General features: G+C 72.1%; 11 protein-coding genes and 1 tRNA gene. 8 read left to right on the top strand and 4 right to left on the bottom strand.

Going from position 1 to position 17,314, the window contains the following annotated elements; genetic code table 11:
- Positions 1-135: 135 nt before the first annotated feature.
- Positions 136-1,272 (bottom strand): ABC transporter ATP-binding protein, encoded by a 1,137-nt coding sequence (locus ACZ7L9_RS15080; RefSeq protein ID WP_471415558.1) that lies wholly within the window; start codon positions 1,270-1,272, stop codon positions 136-138.
- Between the two features lie 179 nt (positions 1,273-1,451).
- Here ACZ7L9_RS15080 and ACZ7L9_RS15075 point away from each other — a divergent pair.
- Both ACZ7L9_RS15075 and ACZ7L9_RS15070 read left to right on the top strand, forming a co-directional pair.
- Positions 1,452-1,525 (top strand) — tRNA-Thr (locus tag ACZ7L9_RS15075).
- 244 nt (positions 1,526-1,769) lie between these two features.
- Positions 1,770-1,967 carry an ABC transporter ATP-binding protein gene (locus ACZ7L9_RS15070; RefSeq protein ID WP_471415557.1) on the top strand — a complete coding sequence of 66 codons (198 nt, stop codon included), beginning with the start codon at positions 1,770-1,772 and terminating at the stop codon, positions 1,965-1,967.
- A 131-nt stretch (positions 1,968-2,098) separates the two neighbouring features.
- On the opposite strand, the gene ACZ7L9_RS15065 is transcribed toward ACZ7L9_RS15070, so the two are convergent.
- Complete coding sequence (locus tag ACZ7L9_RS15065) at positions 2,099-2,599, bottom strand: hypothetical protein (RefSeq protein WP_471415555.1); 501 nt, start codon at positions 2,597-2,599, stop codon at positions 2,099-2,101.
- Between the two features lie 852 nt (positions 2,600-3,451).
- Positions 3,452-4,228 carry a polysaccharide deacetylase family protein gene (locus ACZ7L9_RS15060; protein WP_471415553.1) on the bottom strand — a complete coding sequence of 259 codons (777 nt, stop codon included), beginning with the start codon at positions 4,226-4,228 and terminating at the stop codon, positions 3,452-3,454.
- A 310-nt stretch (positions 4,229-4,538) separates the two neighbouring features.
- On the opposite strand from ACZ7L9_RS15060, the gene ACZ7L9_RS15055 reads away from it, so the two are divergent.
- On the top strand, positions 4,539-7,853 hold the full coding sequence (locus tag ACZ7L9_RS15055) for a right-handed parallel beta-helix repeat-containing protein (protein ID WP_471415551.1): 3,315 nt from the start codon (positions 4,539-4,541) through the stop codon (positions 7,851-7,853).
- A gap of 46 nt (positions 7,854-7,899) precedes the next feature.
- Positions 7,900-9,093 carry a S8 family serine peptidase gene (locus ACZ7L9_RS15050; protein ID WP_471415550.1) on the top strand — a complete coding sequence of 398 codons (1,194 nt, stop codon included), beginning with the start codon at positions 7,900-7,902 and terminating at the stop codon, positions 9,091-9,093.
- Between the two features lie 137 nt (positions 9,094-9,230).
- On the opposite strand, the gene eccCa is transcribed toward ACZ7L9_RS15050, so the two are convergent.
- Entirely contained in the window at positions 9,231-13,241 is a 4,011-nt protein-coding gene (eccCa, locus tag ACZ7L9_RS15045) for a type VII secretion protein EccCa (protein ID WP_471415549.1), read from the bottom strand.
- 216 nt (positions 13,242-13,457) lie between these two features.
- Between eccCa and eccD the strand changes: the two genes are divergently transcribed.
- From eccD to ACZ7L9_RS15025, 4 genes are all read left to right on the top strand, one after another.
- Positions 13,458-14,846, top strand: a complete 1,389-nt coding sequence (gene eccD, locus ACZ7L9_RS15040; RefSeq protein WP_471415547.1) for a type VII secretion integral membrane protein EccD — start codon at positions 13,458-13,460, stop codon at positions 14,844-14,846.
- Positions 14,847-14,999: 153 nt separating this feature from the next.
- Positions 15,000-16,505: a type VII secretion protein EccB gene (gene eccB / locus ACZ7L9_RS15035; protein WP_471415546.1), complete on the top strand. Its 1,506-nt coding sequence runs from the start codon at positions 15,000-15,002 to the stop codon at positions 16,503-16,505.
- A 109-nt stretch (positions 16,506-16,614) separates the two neighbouring features.
- Positions 16,615-16,962 carry a hypothetical protein gene (locus ACZ7L9_RS15030; RefSeq protein WP_471415544.1) on the top strand — a complete coding sequence of 116 codons (348 nt, stop codon included), beginning with the start codon at positions 16,615-16,617 and terminating at the stop codon, positions 16,960-16,962.
- 67 nt (positions 16,963-17,029) lie between these two features.
- Complete coding sequence (locus ACZ7L9_RS15025; protein ID WP_471415542.1) at positions 17,030-17,314, top strand: WXG100 family type VII secretion target; 285 nt, start codon at positions 17,030-17,032, stop codon at positions 17,312-17,314.

Below are 17,314 nucleotides of genomic sequence, written 5' to 3'. Positions count from 1 at the left end.
GCGGTGAAATGCCCGGTGTGCCGGGGAATCCAGCGCCCTGCGGACTCAAACCCGGACACGCCGCGCGGCGCGCGAGCGGCCCCGCACGGAGAACGTGCGGGGCCGCTGTGGTGCGCGTGCGCGGGGTGCGGGACGTCAGTCGGTGAGACGGGCGCCCGTCGAGGTGGAGAAGACGTGCAGCTCGTCCGGGCGCGGCACGACGTGCAGCTTGGTGCCCTTCTCCGGAACGGCGCGGCCGCCGACGCGGACGACCAGGTCCTTGTCCTCGCCGCCGACCTGCGCGGAGCCGTAGACGAAGCCGTCGGCGCCGAGCTCCTCGACGACGTTGACCGAGACGGCCAGACCGGCCGGGGCGTCGGCGCTGTCCTTCGAGAGGGACTTCGCGGCGGCGCCGCCGTGCTCGACGATGTCGAAGTGCTCGGGGCGGATGCCGACCGTGACGGTCGTGTCGCCCTTCTCCGCGGCGGCGGAGAGCGCCTCGCGGGAGACCGGGACGACGCTGTTGCCGAACTTCACGCCACCGTCGGTGATCGGGACCTCGACCAGGTTCATGGCCGGGGAGCCGATGAAGCCGGCCACGAAGAGGTTCGCCGGCTTGTCGTACATGTTGCGCGGCGAGTCGACCTGCTGCAGCAGACCGTCCTTGAGGACCGCGACACGGTCACCCATGGTCAGGGCCTCGACCTGGTCGTGCGTGACGTACACGGTCGTGATGCCCAGCCGACGCTGGAGCGAGGCGATCTGCGTACGGGTGGAGACACGCAGCTTGGCGTCGAGGTTCGACAGCGGCTCGTCCATGAGGAAGACCTGCGGCTCACGCACGATGGCACGGCCCATTGCGACACGCTGACGCTGACCACCGGAGAGCGCCTTCGGCTTGCGGTCCAGGTACTCGGTGAGGTCCAGCATCTTGGCGGCCTCTTCGACCTTCGCCCGGATCTCCGTCTTGTTCACGCCGGCGATCTTGAGCGCGAAGCCCATGTTGTCCGCGACGGTCATGTGCGGGTAGAGCGCGTAGTTCTGGAACACCATGGCGATGTCCCGGTCCTTCGGGGGCAGGTGCGTGACGTCGCGGTCACCGATGCGGATCGCGCCGCCGTTGACGTCCTCAAGACCCGCGAGCATGCGCAGGGAGGTCGACTTGCCACAACCGGAAGGGCCGACGAGGACGAGGAACTCACCGTCCGCGATGTCGATCTCGAGCTGGTCCACGGCCGGCTTCGTGGAGCCGGGGTATACGCGGGACGCCTTGTCGAACGTGACACTGGCCATGCTGAATCTTCTCCTTCACCGGCAGGAACGTGCCGGACGATCCGAGTAAGGGAGTGGTCTGGTCCACTTGGGTGAATCCTCAGCGACGCTACCTGGCCATGTGAAATCTGTCAGTAGTTCGAGGGGCGCGAAATTTTGGGACCGCGCAGGGAGCGGTGTTGGTTACACTGCTCCGGCACGCCTCCTTAGCTCAGCTGGCCAGAGCAACGCACTTGTAATGCGTAGGTCGTCGGTTCGAATCCGACAGGGGGCTCAGGCGGAACCCCAGCTCAGATGCGCTCTGAGCTGGGGTTCTTTCGTTCAGCGGACGCGGCGACGATGCCGGGAGCGGGTCGAGGGGGCGTCCGGACGCGAGTCCGCGAGTCGGACGCCGAATTCGCGGAGGCGTTCACCCATGGCTCAGAGGCTGACCGGACGGCCGGGCCGGCCGCTGGGGAGCAGTCAGGGCGAGTCCGTGCGCAGCTGTCGACGAGGCCCGCGCCGAACGCGGCCTGGCGATGCTGTTCATCACCCACGACCTGGCCGTCGTCCCGCACATCAGCGACGAGATGCTGGTCATGCAGCACGGCCGAGTCGTGGAACACGGTCAGGTCGACGCCGTCCTCGATCACCCGGCCGAGCCCTATACCCGGCGGCTCGTGGATGCGATCCCTCGCCCCGGCTGGGCCCCCAGGCGCGCAACTCGCACTCCCTGACCCACCGACAGCGCCGTCGGCGGGAAGGCGGCGGGCTCAGAGTGCGGAGGGACCCGTCGGCGATCGTGGCGTTCGACCCGATTGGAGCTGCTCCACCACTGTTCCCGACACCGTCGGCCCACCTGGCTCGGTCAGCTACCGACCTGGGAGCGTTCTCTTGGGGAAAGCTGCCTGGGCTCGTCGGCGGTGGCCGGGCTCGCGGGATGCTGCTGTCCGTCGGCTGTCGCGAACCGCGCGGGCGGCCGGACGTCGGCCATGCGCCGCTCCGGGCCGCGCCGCCGCAGCATGAGGTACCCGCAGAATGCGGCCGGGCCGAAGAAGATCTGGGTGAGGGGGACGACGGTGGCGAAGAACAGGTCGTACACGGCGAGCGCCAGCGCGAACCGGGAGACGTGCCGCAGCTTCAGGCCGCCCTGCGCGTTGAGGTTCGCGGCGCCGACCGCCATCAGCGTGATGACCAGGCTGTTGACCAGCCAGTACGGCGTGGCATGGGTGGGATCGTCCTCGGCGCTGCGCGCGGTGAGCCAGTCGGCGACCAGTAGACCGGTGATGAGCGACCAGCGCAACGGTCCCCGGCGGACGACCGGCCCGTAGCCGACCGCGAGACCACCGGCCAGGGTCAGCCCCAGCACGGGCGGCCTTGGTGGTGATGGGCACGGCGGTCAGTGCGGCCGGGTCGACTCCTGCTGCCGCGAAGTGGTCGGCGTAGAAGGGTGACTTGGCCGCGAGGCGTTCCGCGGTACGGCGCGGGGCCTTGTTCGTGAGGTCGGTACGCATCTGCGGGTCTGCGGCGGCGCCGCGCAGCAACTGTTCGACGTCCTCGCCGGGGGAGCCGAACTCGGCAAGTGTCGCCAGCGCGTCATCGACGAGCCTTTCGGCAGAGCGAATATTGATCGGACGGCCGAGCACCATGGCCAGCGCCATCCGGGGGTTCAATCTGCCTGTTTCTACGGCGAGTTCGCGCCACGGCGTGATCCGGAATCCGGACCACGGACGCGCGGAGCACGAGGGCATCGACAAGACGCTCGGCGCCGCCCCTTCCCGGATCGGCCGCCCGTCGGCCCGGTGGAGGCCCTCCGAACGGATACGTGAGCAGCGACAGGCAAAGCCGACGCCCGACGACAACGCGGGAGGCGGACAGGCAGAGCGGAGTGGAGCTGGCCTGGAACGCGGTCGAGGGCGCGACGGGCTACCGCGTGTACCGCTGGGACCGGGCCGCGGGCCGGTACGCGCCGCTGGCCGATCCCGACCTGCGCGCGTTCACGTGGTACACGGACACAACAGCGGCCTCCGGCACGACCCACTACTACTGGGTGACGGCCGTCCTCGCCGACGGCACGGAGACCGCCCCCCGGCGCGGGCCGGGACCGGATACCGCCGGCGGCGGGCCGACGGGTCGAGGCCTCACGGGCGGGGCGGGGGTTGTTCGTGTCTGTCTGCTGGTGCCGGGGGCGGGTCCGGATGTCAGTGCGGGCGAGCCTCACTCACCGCACGGGGAAGCCGAAGGAGTACCCCTGCTGCTTCAGCCAGGGCAGGATCTCGCGCAGAGCGGCCAAGGTCTGGGAGCGATCCCCTCCCGCGTCGTGGAAGAGGACGGTCGGCCCGTTGGAGATCTCGCTCTTGACGGTGGCGACCATGGTGTCCACACCGGGATGCTCGAAGTCTTTGGTGTCGACGTTCCAGCCCAGCGGTCGCATCCCCCGGGACGCGGCGAGCTGTCGGCTGTACGGGGTGAAAGCGCCGCCCGGGGCCCGGTAGTACTGCGGCCGGACGCCCCCGGACGCCTTGGTGATCATGCGTTCGGCATCCAGGATCTGCCGGGACTGGTATGCCTCGGACTTGGTGTCCATGGCGGTGTCGTGCGAGACGGTGTGGTTGCACAGCCGGTGCCCGTCTGCCACGACCGCCTTGACCAGGTCCGGGTACGCCTGGGCCTGCGTGCCCACCATGCAGAACGTAGCCTTCACACCGCTGTCCTTCAACAGTTGCAACACCCGCGGCGTCCAGACCGGGTCCGGTCCGTCGTCGATGGTGATGTTGACGCCCCGGGCGCCGCGGTCCGAGGCGTGAGCAATGTCCGCCGCCACCTTGGCCGCCTGGCCCTGGGGCTGGGCGGACGGCGCCGAGACACGCGCTTGAGGCCCCCCTCCGACGGAGTCGGCCTGCGCGGTCCACACCGAGGTGGCAGCGGCCAGCGCTGTCACCCCGAGCGCCGCCGCGAGAAGCCGGCCGTGCCGTGCCCTTCCCTTGTGCCGTGCCATGTCCGCCCACCCCTTTGCTGCCTCCGCCGATGCCGTGCACCCATGAAGACACACGAACGCCCCTACAAGATCCCTCGGTTACCAATCACGGACGAATCCGCAGGGGGCCGGCGACAATCGCGGGAGTTCCGCGACAGATGAGGGGGCGCAACGGCCTCGCCAAGGTGCCGGCGAGGGCGGGCCGGGTGACCACCTCCCCCGGACTCCGGCGGTGCAGGTCCGGCGCCCCGCGGCCGGAGATGCCTTGGCATGATGGGGTCCGGTCGGTCGGCCGTCGGCCCACCGGATTACCGAGCACGAGGGAGCCGCTGTGGCGCGCCATCTGATCGTCGTTGACCCGGCAGGGTCGGGCGACCACCGCACCATCGGCGAGGCGCTGACCGCGGCGCGCGGGGGCTCGGTGATCAGCGTCAGGGCCGGGCGGTACGACGAGAACCTCGTGGTGACGAAGCTGGTCACGGTCGTCGCCCACGAGCCGGGTTCCGCGGTCGAGATCGCACCGCGCAGCGGCAGCGCGGTGCAGGTGCTCGCGGAGGCCGTCAAGCTCTCCGGGCTGCGGCTGGTGGCGGGCGGGGGCGGGGACGAGGACGAACCGGTGGTGGACGTGCCGCGCGGTCAGGCCGCCCTGGAGGACTGCGAGGTGTACGGCAACTCCTGGGCCGCGCTGCTCTCGCGCGACGAGGGTTCGCTCGCCATCCGCGACACCACCGTCAGCAATCCGGCGGGCGCCGGGATCGTGGACCTGTCGTCGCGGACCAGCGTCGTCGAGCACTGCGTCCTGCAGCGGCTGGGCAGTTCGGGGATCGTGCTCGGCGAGGACGCGTCCACCGAGGTGCGCGGCTGCACCGTGCGGGACGCCGGGGGCAACGGCGTACTCGCCAACGGGCGGGCGCGCGGCAGCTTCACGGACGTCACGGTGGAGCGGACCGTGAAGCCCGGGGTCGCCGTGGAGGAGAACGCCACGACGCGGTTCACCGATGTACGGGTCGAGGACTGTGTGATCGGCTTCCACATATCGACGGCCGCGCAGACGGTACTGACCGACTGCGCGGCCACCGGCTCCACGACCCACGGCGTCACCCTCTCCGGCGCGACCGACCCCGAGCTGAACCGGATCCGGATCGACCGTCCGGGCGGCCACGGCATCGCCGTCACCGGGCGCTCCCGGGGCACGGTCGCCGATGCGCGGATCAGCGGGGCCCGTTCGGCCGGGTTGCTCGTGCAGGACGGATCGTCGACGACCGTGCTCCGTACGGAGATCGCCGAAGGCGCGGCGGACGGCATCCTCCTCACCGGCGGCTGCACCGCCCGTCTCGACCGGGTCACCGTGACCGCCGTCGCGGGGCACGGCATCGTCGTCGCGGAGGGCGCCGACCCGGTGCTGCGGCGGGTCGAGGTGGCGGACACCGGCGGGCACGGCATCGAGCTGCGCGGCGGGGCGCGCGGGAAGATCGAGGCGTCCGCGGTGACCGCGGCGGGCGGCTGCGGGGTCCGGGTCGACGGCGCCCGACCGGCTCTGCAGGGCACGGCCGTACGGTCCGCCGCGCGGGCCGGGGTGTCGGTCCTGGCGGGCGGCGTCCTCATGCTGGTCGACTGCGAGGTCGAAGGACCGGGCGGCGACGGGCTGGAAGTGGACGGCCCCGAGGCCGAGTTGACGGCGGTACGGGTCCGGGTGCGGGCTGCCGGACGGCACGGTGCGAGCGTCGGGGCGGAGGCGACGGCCGAGCTGACCGAGTGCGTCCTGACCGCGGGCGGCGGGGACGGGCTGCGGACCGTGAGCCGGCTGCGGGTGCGCGCCGCGGGGTGCACCATCACCGGCAACAAGGGTGCGGGCGTGCGCCGTACACCCACCGAGGGCGAGCTGGTGCTCGACCGGCTGACCAGCGAGGAGAACGGCGAGCCCGACATCACGGGCGACGCCGACGCCCCGGACGGCGCCCCCGGCGACCCGCGCGGGCCGCTCGCCCGGCTGGACGAACTGGTCGGGCTGCGTGCCGTCAAGGAGCAGGTCGCCACCCTGGTCAATGTCAACCGGCTGGCCCGGCGCCGCCGCGAGGCGGGCCTCCCGGTCCCGGCCACCGCCCGCCACCTGGTGTTCGCGGGCCCGCCCGGCACCGGCAAGACCAGCGTCGCGCGGCTGTACGGGAGCATCCTCGCAGCCCTGGGTGTGCTGCGCTCCGGGCATCTGGTGGAGGTGGCCCGCGCCGATCTGGTCGCGAAGGTGGTCGGCGGCACCGCCATGAAGACCACCGAGGTCTTCGAACGGGCCATGGGCGGGGTGCTGTTCATCGACGAGGCGTACGCGCTCACCCAGGGCGGCGGGTCGTCCGGTGCCGACTTCGGGCGGGAGGCGGTCGACACACTGGTGAAGCTGATGGAGGACCACCGGGACGACGTCGTCGTGATCGCGGCGGGCTACTCGTCCGAGATGCACACCTTCCTGGCGTCCAACCCCGGGCTGGCCTCGCGTTTCAACCGTACCGTCGAGTTCGAGAACTACACGGTCCCCGAGCTGATCACCATCGTGCGCAAGCAGTGCGAGCAGAACCGCTACACGCTGGGCGAGGACACCGAGCGGGCGCTGGCCGTGCACTTCGGGCGGATGCACAAGGACGCGTCGTTCGGCAACGCGCGCGCCGCCCGCAAGGTCTTCGAGGAGCTGATCGACCGGCAGGCGCTGCGGCTCGCCGAGATGCCGGAGGTCTCCGAGGACGATCTGACGACGCTGCTCCCCTCGGACGTCGGCGAGCAGGCGGCGGCAGCCATCGGCGCGGGTGAGAGCGAGCCCACGGACACCACCCGGTTCGACGCGATCATGGCCGAACTGGGCGCGCTGGTGGGCCTGGAGGAAGCCAAGTCGCAGGTGCAGGATCTGGTCAACCTGCTGTCGACGGCCCGCAGACGCCGGGCGGCCGGACTGCCCGCGCCGTCGGTCGGCCACCACCTGGTCTTCGCGGGCCCGCCCGGCACCGGCAAAACCTCGGTGGCCCGGCTGTACGGCGAACTGCTCGGCACTATGGGGGTGTTGCCCCGTGGCCAGCTGGTGGAGGTGGCACGGGCCGACCTGGTGGGCCGTTACGTCGGGCACACGGCGCAGCTCACCCAGGAGGTCTTCGCGCGGGCGCGGGGCGGGGTGCTGTTCATCGACGAGGCGTACGCGCTGACCCCGGCGGGCGGTTCGGGCGCGGACTTCGGGCAGGAGGCCGTCGACACCCTGGTGAAGCTGATGGAGGACCACCGGGACGACACGGCCGTGGTGGTGGCCGGCTACGAACGGGAGATGGACCGCTTCCTCGCGTCGAACCCCGGGCTGGGCTCGCGGTTCTCGCGCCGGGTGACGTTCGGCTCGTACTCGGCGGAACATCTGGTGGAGATCGTCCGGCGGCAGTGCGAACGTGACGGGTACGACTGCGCGCCGGAGACGGTGGAGTTGCTCACCCGGTACTTCGAAGAGGTGCCGCGCGACGAGAACTTCGGCAACGCGCGGTTCGCACGACGGGTGCTGGAGTCGATGATGACCCGGCAGGCGGGGCGGCTGAGCGGGATGCCGGAGGCCGGGCCGCAGGAACTGCGGATGCTGCTGCCCGAGGACCTGGTGGTCTCTTCGGGCCGGTCCGGCGGGTGAGGTACGGGGCTGGGGCAGCGGCCCAACGGGTCATAGGATCATGGCCATGCAGCCCCGCACCGCACTGCTTCCGGCCGCCGCGCTCGCCCTCATCGTGAGCGTCTCTGCAGCCGCCCCCGCCGAGGCCGCGGACAGTCCCAGCCTCCCCGCCGTCAGCGCCACTCCGCCCGACGACGGCAGTTGTGTCAAGCCGTCCACGAAGCACTCCGACCTCACTCCGTGGCCGCAGCGGTTCATCGCGCCGTCCCGGGCCTGGCCGTTGTCCCGGGGCGCCGGTGTCACCGTCGCCGTGGTCGACACCGGGGTCGATGCCGCGCGGGCACCTGCGCTCGCCGGGCGGGTGAAGGCCGGGCCCGATGTCGCCTCGGGCGGGACCGCCGGGAAGGACTGCACCGGGCACGGGACCTTCGTGGCGGGGATCATCGCGGCCGGGCAGAAGCCCGGCGTCGGCTTCGCGGGGGTCGCGCCCGACGCACTGATCCTGGCGGTCCGGGTGACCGCCAAGGACGGGTCGGTGACCGCCGACGGGGTGGCGGCCGGGATCCGGGCCGCGGTGGCCGGCGGGGCCCGGGTGGTGGACGTGCCCCTCGCGCTGGACCGCGGCAGTGCTGCGCTCACCTCGGCCGTACGGGACGCGGTGAGCCACGACGTGCTCGTGGTGGCCCCGGCGTACGGGAGTCCCGCCTCGTCGGGGGACGCGGCCCCGGCCGCCTATCCGGCGGCGCTGCCCGGTGTGCTGGCTGTCGCCGGGCTCGCTCCCGGGGGCGGCCCCGACCAGAAGGCCGCGCCCGCGACGGCCCCCGACATCGCCGCGCCGGGCACCAGTGTCATGAGCATCGGGCCCGGCGGCACCGGGCACTTCAGCGGCAGCGGGGCCGATCTGGCGACCGGGTTCGTGGCGGGTACGGCCGCGCTGGTGGAGGGATACCGTCCCGGTCTGACCGTCCAGCAGCTCACGGACCGGCTGACGTCGACGGCGTACCCGGGTGCCGGGAGCCGTGCGCTGAGGGGTGCCGGGACGGTCGATCCGGCGGGTGCGGTGACGGCCGTGCTGCCCACGTCGGCGCCCCGCCCCGCGCTCCCCGGTCCTGCCCCGCAGCTCGCGGCCAGTACCGGGGACAGCGCCCATGCGGGCGCCGTCGCGGTGGCCGGAGGCGCGGCGGGCATCGTCGCGCTGACGGCCTTCTTCGCGGTGGTGCTCCCGCGCGCCCGCCGCCGGGGCTGGCGCCCCGGGGTCTGACCCGGGGCTCGGGGCTCCGGAACGACGGGGCCCCTCAGCCGCGGAGCGTGGGCCCCCAGGACCACAGAGCCGGGACCACAGAGCCGGGACCACAGAGCCGGGACCACAGGATCCCGGTCCCTGTGGTCCCGGAGGGCTTACTCCGCCTCTTCTGCCTTCTCACCGCGCAGCGCCGTCTGCACCTGCACCGTGTTGCGGCGCGTGATGTACAGACCGCGTCCGGGCGGGAGCAGACGGGGCTTCGTACCGGTGATGATCTGGCCCTCGGTGGGCGGGCAGGACAGTTGCAGGACCGGGGTGTTGGCCTCGACGAGCCGGCGCAGCAGCTGGTCCGACATCATCGAGCGGGACGCGCCGTTGGCGCTGCGAGCCACGATTATGTGCAGACCCACCTCGGTGCCCTGCGCGAGATACGGAAGCAGCAGGGCGAACGGGTCGGGACCGCCGCTGCCGATCAGCTCGTAGTCGTCCACGACCACGAACAGCCGCGGCCCCTTCCACCAGTCGCGCCGCTTCAGCCGCTCCGGTGAGATCTCCGGCCCCGGCACCCGGTCGGCCATGGCGCGGGCGGAGCCGCTGACCATTTCCTGGAGCTGGGCCGGGCCGACCGCGTACCCGAGGCGGTAGGGCTCCGGTACGGCTCCGGCCAAGCGGCGACGGTAGTCGGTGACCATGACGCGGGCCTCGCTGGGCTCGTAGCGCCGGGTGACGGCCTCGCAGACCATGGCCAGCAGGTTGGTCTTGCCCGACTCGGCGTCGCCGACCACGACCAGGTGCGGGTTCTCCTCGAAGTCGTGGTGGAAGGTGTCCAGTTGGACGTCCCGCAGGCCGATCGGGACGCGCAGGTCGCCGTCCGGCTCGGGCAGTTCGGACGCGGGCAGGGTGAGCGGCAGCATCCGTACGGGCGGGGCCTCGGGCCCGTCCCACTCGGCGGCCGTCTCGCGGACCAGCGCGTCCACGCCGTCCGAGAGGGTGTCGACCGAGGAGTCCCCGTCGATACGGGGCAGCGCGGCCAGGAAGTGCAGCCGCTCGTCGGTGAGCCCCCGGCCGGGGATCTTCGGTACGGTCGCCGCCGCCCGCATGTTGATCGCGGAGTCGACCGGGTCACCGAGCCGCAGTTCGAAGCGGGTGCCGAGCTGGTCGCGCAGGGCGCTGCCGACCTCGCCCCAGCGGGTCGCGGCGATGATCAGGTGGACGCCGAAGTTGAGCCCGCGGGACGCGATGAGGGTGAAGGTGGGCACCAGGTCCATGAAGTCCTGGCGGATCGTGTTCCAGCCGTCCACGACGAGGAAGACGTCGCCGTACGGGTCGTCGGCGAACTCACCGGCCGCGCGCTTGCGCCGGAAGTCGGCCATCGAGCCCAGGCCGTGGTCGGCGAACTGCCGCTCGCGGCGAGCGATCAGCGCGGTGATCTCGGCGACGGTACGGAGCAGCCGTTCCGGGTCGAGGCGTCCGGTGACGCCGCCGACGTGCGGGAGGCCGGAGAGCGCGGCGAGCGCGCCGCCGCCCAGGTCCAGGCAGTAGAACTGCACCTCGCGCGGGGTGTGGGTGCGGGCGATGGCGGTGACGAGCGTACGGACGAGGGTGCTCTTGCCGCTCTGCGGTCCGCCCGCGATACCGACGTGGCCGCCCGCCCCCGACAGGTCGGCGGTCAGCTCGTCGCGCCGCTGGTCGAACGGCCGGTCCACGATGCCGACCGGCACGGTGAGCGGGCGGCGCGGCGTCGCCGAGCCGGGCGGGGGCAGCAGCAGGTCGAGCGTGGGCGGCTCGGCGAGCGGGGGCAGCCACACCTGGTGGGCGTGCGGACCCGACTCCTCCAGCCGCTCGACGGCGATGGTGAGCAGACTGGCGGAGGTCTCATCGGCTGCCGCCGCCTCGGCTCCCGCGATCGCCGGCGCGGGTTCGCTCTGCGGCAGTTGGCGCGGCGGAACCCAGCCCGCGTGGAAGGGGACGACCTGCCCGGCGACGACCGCCTGGCGTACCGCGGGGCGGACGACCCGGTAGGGACCGGAGACGAAGGCGGCCTTGAACCGGGTGAGCGTGCCGACGTCGTTCTTCAGCAGGCCGCTGCCCGGCTGCGGAGGCAGCTCGTACGCGTCCGGAACACCGAGCACACCGCGGCTCTCCATCGCGGAGAAGGTCCGCAGCCCCACCCGGTAGGAGAGATGGGACTCCAGCTGGTGGATACGGCCTTCGTCGAGCCGCTGCGAGGCGAGCAGCAGATGCACGCCGAGGCTCCGGCCGAGCCGTCCGATCATGACGAACAGGTCGAGGAAGTCCCGGTGCGCGGCGAGGAGTTCACTGAACTCGTCGACGACGACGAAGAGGGTGGGCAGCGGCGCGAGATCGGCGCCGCCTTCGCGGGCCTTCTCGTACTCCAGGAGCGAGGCGTAGTTGCCCGCCTTGCGCAGGAGTTCCTGGCGGCGTGTGAGTTCGCCGTGCAGCGCGTCGCGCATGCGCTCCACGAGCGCCGACTCGTCGGCGAGGTTGGTGATGACGGCGGAGGTGTGCGGCAGCCGGTCCAGACCGAGGAAGGTCGCGCCGCCCTTGAAGTCGACAAGCACGAAGTTGAGCGTCTCGGACGAGTGGGTGAGCGCGAGGCCGAGCACCAGGGTGCGCAGCAGCTCCGACTTGCCCGATCCGGTGGCGCCGATGAGCATGCCGTGCGGGCCCATCCCTCCCTGCGCCGACTCCTTGATGTCCAGGGCCACCTGGCTGCCGTCGGCGGCGAGACCGATGGGGACCCGCAGCCGGTCGCCGGGCGCGCGCCGTTCGTGCAGCTTGGTGAAGTCGGCGGAGTGCAGATCGTGGATGCCGAGCAGACCGGTCAGCTCCATGTCCTCCTGGAGCGGCTGCTCGGAGCGGGCGGTGGCGCCCAGCCGGAAGGGGGCCACGGCGGAGGCCAGGGCGCGGGCGGCGTGCGGGCCCAGGGTCTCGGGGCGGCCCACGGAGGTCTCGGAGGACTTGCCGTCCGGGTCGGTGGTGACCATCGAGAGGTCGTCGGGGGTGACCCGGAAGCGGAGTGTGCCGCGTGCGGGGGCGGCGTCGAGGGCCCCGCGTACGTCGATGACCAGGGCGTTGCGGTAGCCGGACCCGGCGATGCGCGCCCCGGCGGGGACCGCGGCGGTATCCAGGACGATGACCGTGTACGGCTCGTCGCGGCTCGGCTCGGAGCCCGGCTCGAACGGTGGACGCCCGCCGAACTCCTCGCCCAGCAGCGGCTCCAGCTCGGAGATGGCCTCGGCGACGAGGCGGGAGGTGCCCGCGCCGTCGGTGTCGGACGGGTGCTGGGCGTGCGGCAGCCACTTCACCCACTCCCAGCCGGGGAGCGCGCCGCCGTCGGCGACGACCGCAACGGCCAGGTCCTCCGGGGCGTGCAGGACGGCGAGCTGGGCGACCATGGCGCGGGCGGCGCCGCGGGCCGTCTCCAGGTTCCGCTCGGCAGTCGCGGCCGCGTCGGTCCCGGTCTCCTCCCCGCCCTTGCTGCCGGACAGCATGATGACCCGGGCGAAAGAGCGCATCCGGACCGCGATCGGCTGCCCCGGCACCGTCGAGTACGCGCGGATGAAGCGGCGCAGCGCGTGTGCGCAGAGCGGTTCGAGGTCCTCGACGGGCTTGGTGGAGAGGGGGTTGAGGGTGAGCGCGAGCTGACGGGTGCCGGTGGCGACCCGGACCTCGGCGAAGTCCTCATGGGTGGTGCGGCGTTCCCAGAGCCGTCCGCCGCGCGCCAGGGAGGCGAGCGAGCCGGGCTCGGGGTGGTGCCAGGCGTCGGCGCGCCGCTGCTCGTCGATGGCCTTGCGGATACGGCGGCGGCTGGTGGAGAGGTAGCGCAGGTAGTCGCGACGCTCGCCGCGCAGCCGCCGTTTGCGGTCACCGGCCGCGCGGATGAACTGGCTGACGAGCATGCCGACCGCGGACAGCAGCATCATGCCGATGGCGACCCACATCAGGACGCCGCTGCTCTCGCCGGGCCTGATGAAGATCAGTACCATGCCGAGCGAGCTGAGCGCCATGGGCAGATAGGTGATGACGCCGCTCATGGCGCTCTGGGGCTCGGGCAGTGCGGGTGGTTCCTGGAGGGTCAGCTCGCCCTGTGGCAGCTGCGGGCCCGGCCGGCGCGGCGGGCGCCGGAACGTGACGGTGCTCAAGAGGGCAGGGCCTTCCTGGTCCAAGGAGACAGGTGAATTACCTGTGGGTTAACGGGCGGACGAGAAACACTTGTCCGTTGTGCCGCAGGGCAATTTCAACAACCACCCACCAATGCCGGCGAGGTGGTTGATCCGGAGATCGGTTCGAACTCACGATAGTGTTCGCCCCGTTCCCGGGTCGACCCGCACACCCGGACGGGAGAGAATCGAAACGCCGTGAGCGACACCACCGTCGGATTGTGCCGAATAGCTGTAAGAGCGCCTGAAAATTCCTATGAGTTGGGCGTCCCGGTCGACGTACCGCTCGCCGATCTCATCCCGGTCCTCGTCGAGTACGCCGGCGGGGAACTGCACGACCAGGGTGCCGCCCACGGCGGCTGGACCCTCCAGCGGCTGGGCGCCGCACCCCTCGACGAGGAGGGAACCCCGCAGTCGCTCGAACTGCGCGACGGCGAAACCCTGTACCTGCGGGCCCGTCACGAGACGCTGCCCGAAGTCGACTTCGACGATCTGGTCGACGGCATCGGGGAGACGCTGCGGGCCCGCCCCGACACCTGGCATCCCGCGCTGACCAGACGGCTGCTGGTCGGCCTGGCCGTGGCCGGGCTCACCGCGGCCCTGTTCACCGTAGCGCTGCCCGGCCCCACCGGCTGGCGGACCGCCGCGGCTGCCGTACTCGCCGTACTGCTGCTCGCCGGGGCCACGGCCGCGTCGCGCGCCGTCGGGGACGCGGCGGCGGGCGCCGCTCTCGGGCTGATGGCCGTGCCGCATCTGGCCCTGGCCGGTGCGCTGTTGCCCACCGCCGGACACGGTGAGGACGTGTTCGGCCCCCGGTTGCTGGCGGGCGGAGCGGCGGCAGCCGGCGCCGCGGTCCTCGCGCTGGCCGCGGTCGGCGCGTTCGCCCCGCTGTTCCTCGGGGCCTTCACCGTCGCGCTGTTCGCGGCGGTCGGCGGCATGGTCTGCGCGGGCGGTGTGCCGCTGTCGCACACCGCCGGATACCTCGCGGTGGGCGCGGTCGCCACCGGGAGTTTCGTACCGGGTCTGGCCTTCCGCCTGGCGGGGCTGCGGCTCCCACCACTGCCGTCCAGCGCCGACGAACTCCAGGAAGGCATCGAGCCCTTCGAGGCCGAGCGGGTCCGGGTGCGTGCCCGGTCCGCCGACGCGTACGCCACCGGCTTCTCAGCCGCGCTCGGACTGATCCTGGCGGGCTGTGTGACGGCGCTGCTCACCGGGCCCGACTCGGACGGCTGGCCCGCGCCGGTCCTCGCGCTGACCCTCGGTGTACTGCTGCTGCTGCACACCCGGACCGTCGGCGGTGCCTGGCAGCGCCTGGTCATGGCGGTGCCCGGGGCGTACGCCCTGGTGCTCGCGGCCTGCATGGACGCGGTCGGAACCGGCATGCCGGGACGGCTGGAGGTCACCGGGTATCTGACGGCCGCCGCCGCGGTCGCGGTGATCGCCGCCTGGACCGTGCCCGGCCGCAGGCTGGTGCCGTACTGGGGCCGCGCGGCCGACATCCTGCACAGTCTGACCGCACTCGTGCTGCTGCCGCTCGCGCTGCTGCTGGCCGGGGTGTTCGGCACGCTGCGCGGCATCTGGGGCTGAGCTCCGGAGCCGGTCCGCCCGGCACCATGGAAGCGCAGGTCCGGGGCCGTACTCCGGTGATCCCGTGAGTGCAACCGAACCTCTTCACGTTCGGCACACTCACGGATCAGCCCGCTCACGATCAGCACACCGAGGTAGCAGTGAGGAACTCGCATGCAGTCCAGGCGTGACCAGGTCCAGGCCCATATGTTCGTCATGGGCCGGCTCTCCTCCGGCATGCAGCGCGCCGAGCCGGACGCGCCGGACAGTCCGACCGCCCGTACCTGGCGCGGCATCATGTGGGGTCTGCTGGCCGCCGCCCTCGCCGCGGTGGTCACGACGCTGTACGGGCTGATCTCGCCCGGTGGCGCGACCTCCTGGCGCACCGACGGCGCGCTGGTGGTGGTGAAGGACTCGGGGGCCCGGTACGTCTACGTCGGCGGCACGCTGCACCCCGTACTGAACGAGGCGTCGGCGCGGTTGCTGTCCGGGGACAGGCTGACCGTCCAGCAGGTCGCCGCCGCCTCCCTCGGGGACACCCCGCGCGGAACGCCGCTCGGCATCGTGGGCGCGCCCGACGGGCTGCCGAAGGGCGCGCTCGAACGGGGCACCTGGTCGGTGTGCGCGGGCCACGAGGACACCGGGACCGGCGGCACCAGCACGGTCACCTCCGTGGTGATCGGCGCCGAACCGGGCGGCGACGGACTGGGCGCGAAGGACGGCGTACTGGTGTCGTCACCTCACGGCGGGGTCCAACTCCTTTGGCAGGGAAGGCGGTTCGCAGTCGACACCAAGCACGGTGCGGCTGCGGCGCTCGGCTGGGCGGGGACCACGGCCCCGTACCCGGTCGGCGATGCCTTCCTCGCCTCGCTGGTGGCCGGGCCCGACCTGGCGGCGCCCGAGGTGCCGGGCCGCGGCGGGGCGGGTCCGCAGTTGGCGGGGGCGGCGAGCCGGATCGGCCAGCTGTTCACCGCCGACGGCGGCCAGCACTACCTGCTGCGCAAGGACGGGCTCGTGCCGCTGACCGACACGCTGCACCGGCTGGTGCTCGGCGACCCGCGCACCCAGGCTCAGGCGTACGGCGGCGGCGTGGTGAGCGAACGCATGGTGGGCGCCGCCGACCTGGCGGCCCATCAGGGTCCGGCGTCGGCGGCTGCGGCGCTCGCCGCCGACCTGCCCGTCAAGGCACCGCACCCGGTGTCGGTCGCCGCAGGTCAGGACGTGTGCGCGCGGGTCGCTTCCAGCGGCTCCGGGCACACCACGACGGTGGCGCTGGTCGCCGCCGCGCAGGTGCCGGGCGGGGCGCCGGACGCTGAACCGGGCGTACGGGCCGGGTGCCTGGCGGCCGACCGGATCTGGGTGCGGCCGGGCTCGGGCGCCCTGGTGACGACCCACTCCACGGCCGGGACCGGCGCCAGCCGCTACCTGGTCACCGATGCCGGCGCCGCCTACCCGGTGCCCGACGACGACGCTCTCAAGCAGCTCGGCTACTCGGCCAACGAGGCGGTACGGCTGCCCGCGCCGCTGCTCGACCTGCTGCCGACCGGGCCGAGTCTCGACCCGCAGGCGCTGGCTCAGGACGGAATCGTGCGGGCCGACCAATCCGCCTCGGAAGGCACCGGGAGCGAAAGAGTCGTACGCACCGGGAAACAACCCGATGAACGATGCGTCAACAATTGAAGCCAATGCTCAAGTGAAGATCAAATATTGCTCCTGCAGGGTCAGTTGAGCACTTCTGCTGAGTATCGTGGCGACACATGTCCGAATCCTGATGTGAATGAGGCCGACCATGGGTGACAGCACGCCTGGACTGTTCAACCGGCAGCAAGTAGACGTCGACAAGGCCCGCACCGCCCTGGAGAACCACGTGGCCACCATGGCCCGCGCGGGCGCGACGGTGTCAGCGATCCACGACGACGTGCGGATGGCGTACGTCGCCGACTCCTCCAGCATCTTCAGCAGCAAGCTCCAGCAGTGGATGCAGGCGTACACCGACGTCAAGGCCAAGGTCGACGCGCTGCACGCCTCGCTGTCGGCGGCCGACGTCATCCACAACACCAGTGAGATGGACGCCTCCCAGTACGCGAGCGCGTGGGACGGCGGCGGCAGCGGCTACTACCAGGCCCTCTCCGGCTGACCCACCGCCACTCGGCGCCACCAGCACTGCCTCTCCCCTCCCTCACCTCCTGAAAGGACGACCGGACATGGCGGACGTCACACTCGAAGTCTCGCGCGCCAACGCGGCCATCGACGACATGGTCAAGGCCAACACGGACATGGTGAACGCGCTCACGGAACTGCTCAGCCAACTCGGCGCCCTCAAGGCGTCCTTCTCCGGTCAGACCGCGGTCGTGTACCAGGACTTCCAGAACCAGGCCAACGCCGCCATCGAGACGATGAACGCCCAGTTCGGCACGGGTGCGCAGGCCCTCAAGGAAATGGTCGACGGCCAAATCGCGGGTGACAAGCGCGGCTCAGGGATGTTCTGA

The sequence above is a fragment of the Streptomyces sp. NPDC111516 genome (assembly GCF_055635345.1).
The sequence above is the reverse complement of the archived record's forward strand: the minus strand, read 5'-3'. Positions and strand labels throughout refer to the sequence as shown.

Bases quoted from the DNA above. Each gene is read 5' to 3' on its own strand.
- ACZ7L9_RS15080 (WP_471415558.1), bottom strand. From the start codon at position 1,272: ATGGCCAGTGTCACGTTCGACAAGGCGTCCCGCGTATACCCCGGCTCC.
- ACZ7L9_RS15070 (WP_471415557.1), top strand. From the start codon at position 1,770: ATGCTGTTCATCACCCACGACCTGGCCGTCGTCCCGCACATCAGCGAC.
- ACZ7L9_RS15060 (WP_471415553.1), bottom strand. From the start codon at position 4,228: ATGGCACGGCACAAGGGAAGGGCACGGCACGGCCGGCTTCTCGCGGCG.
- ACZ7L9_RS15050 (WP_471415550.1), top strand. From the start codon at position 7,900: ATGCAGCCCCGCACCGCACTGCTTCCGGCCGCCGCGCTCGCCCTCATC.
- eccB (WP_471415546.1), top strand. From the start codon at position 15,000: ATGCAGTCCAGGCGTGACCAGGTCCAGGCCCATATGTTCGTCATGGGC.
- ACZ7L9_RS15030 (WP_471415544.1), top strand. From the start codon at position 16,615: ATGGGTGACAGCACGCCTGGACTGTTCAACCGGCAGCAAGTAGACGTC.
- ACZ7L9_RS15025 (WP_471415542.1), top strand. From the start codon at position 17,030: ATGGCGGACGTCACACTCGAAGTCTCGCGCGCCAACGCGGCCATCGAC.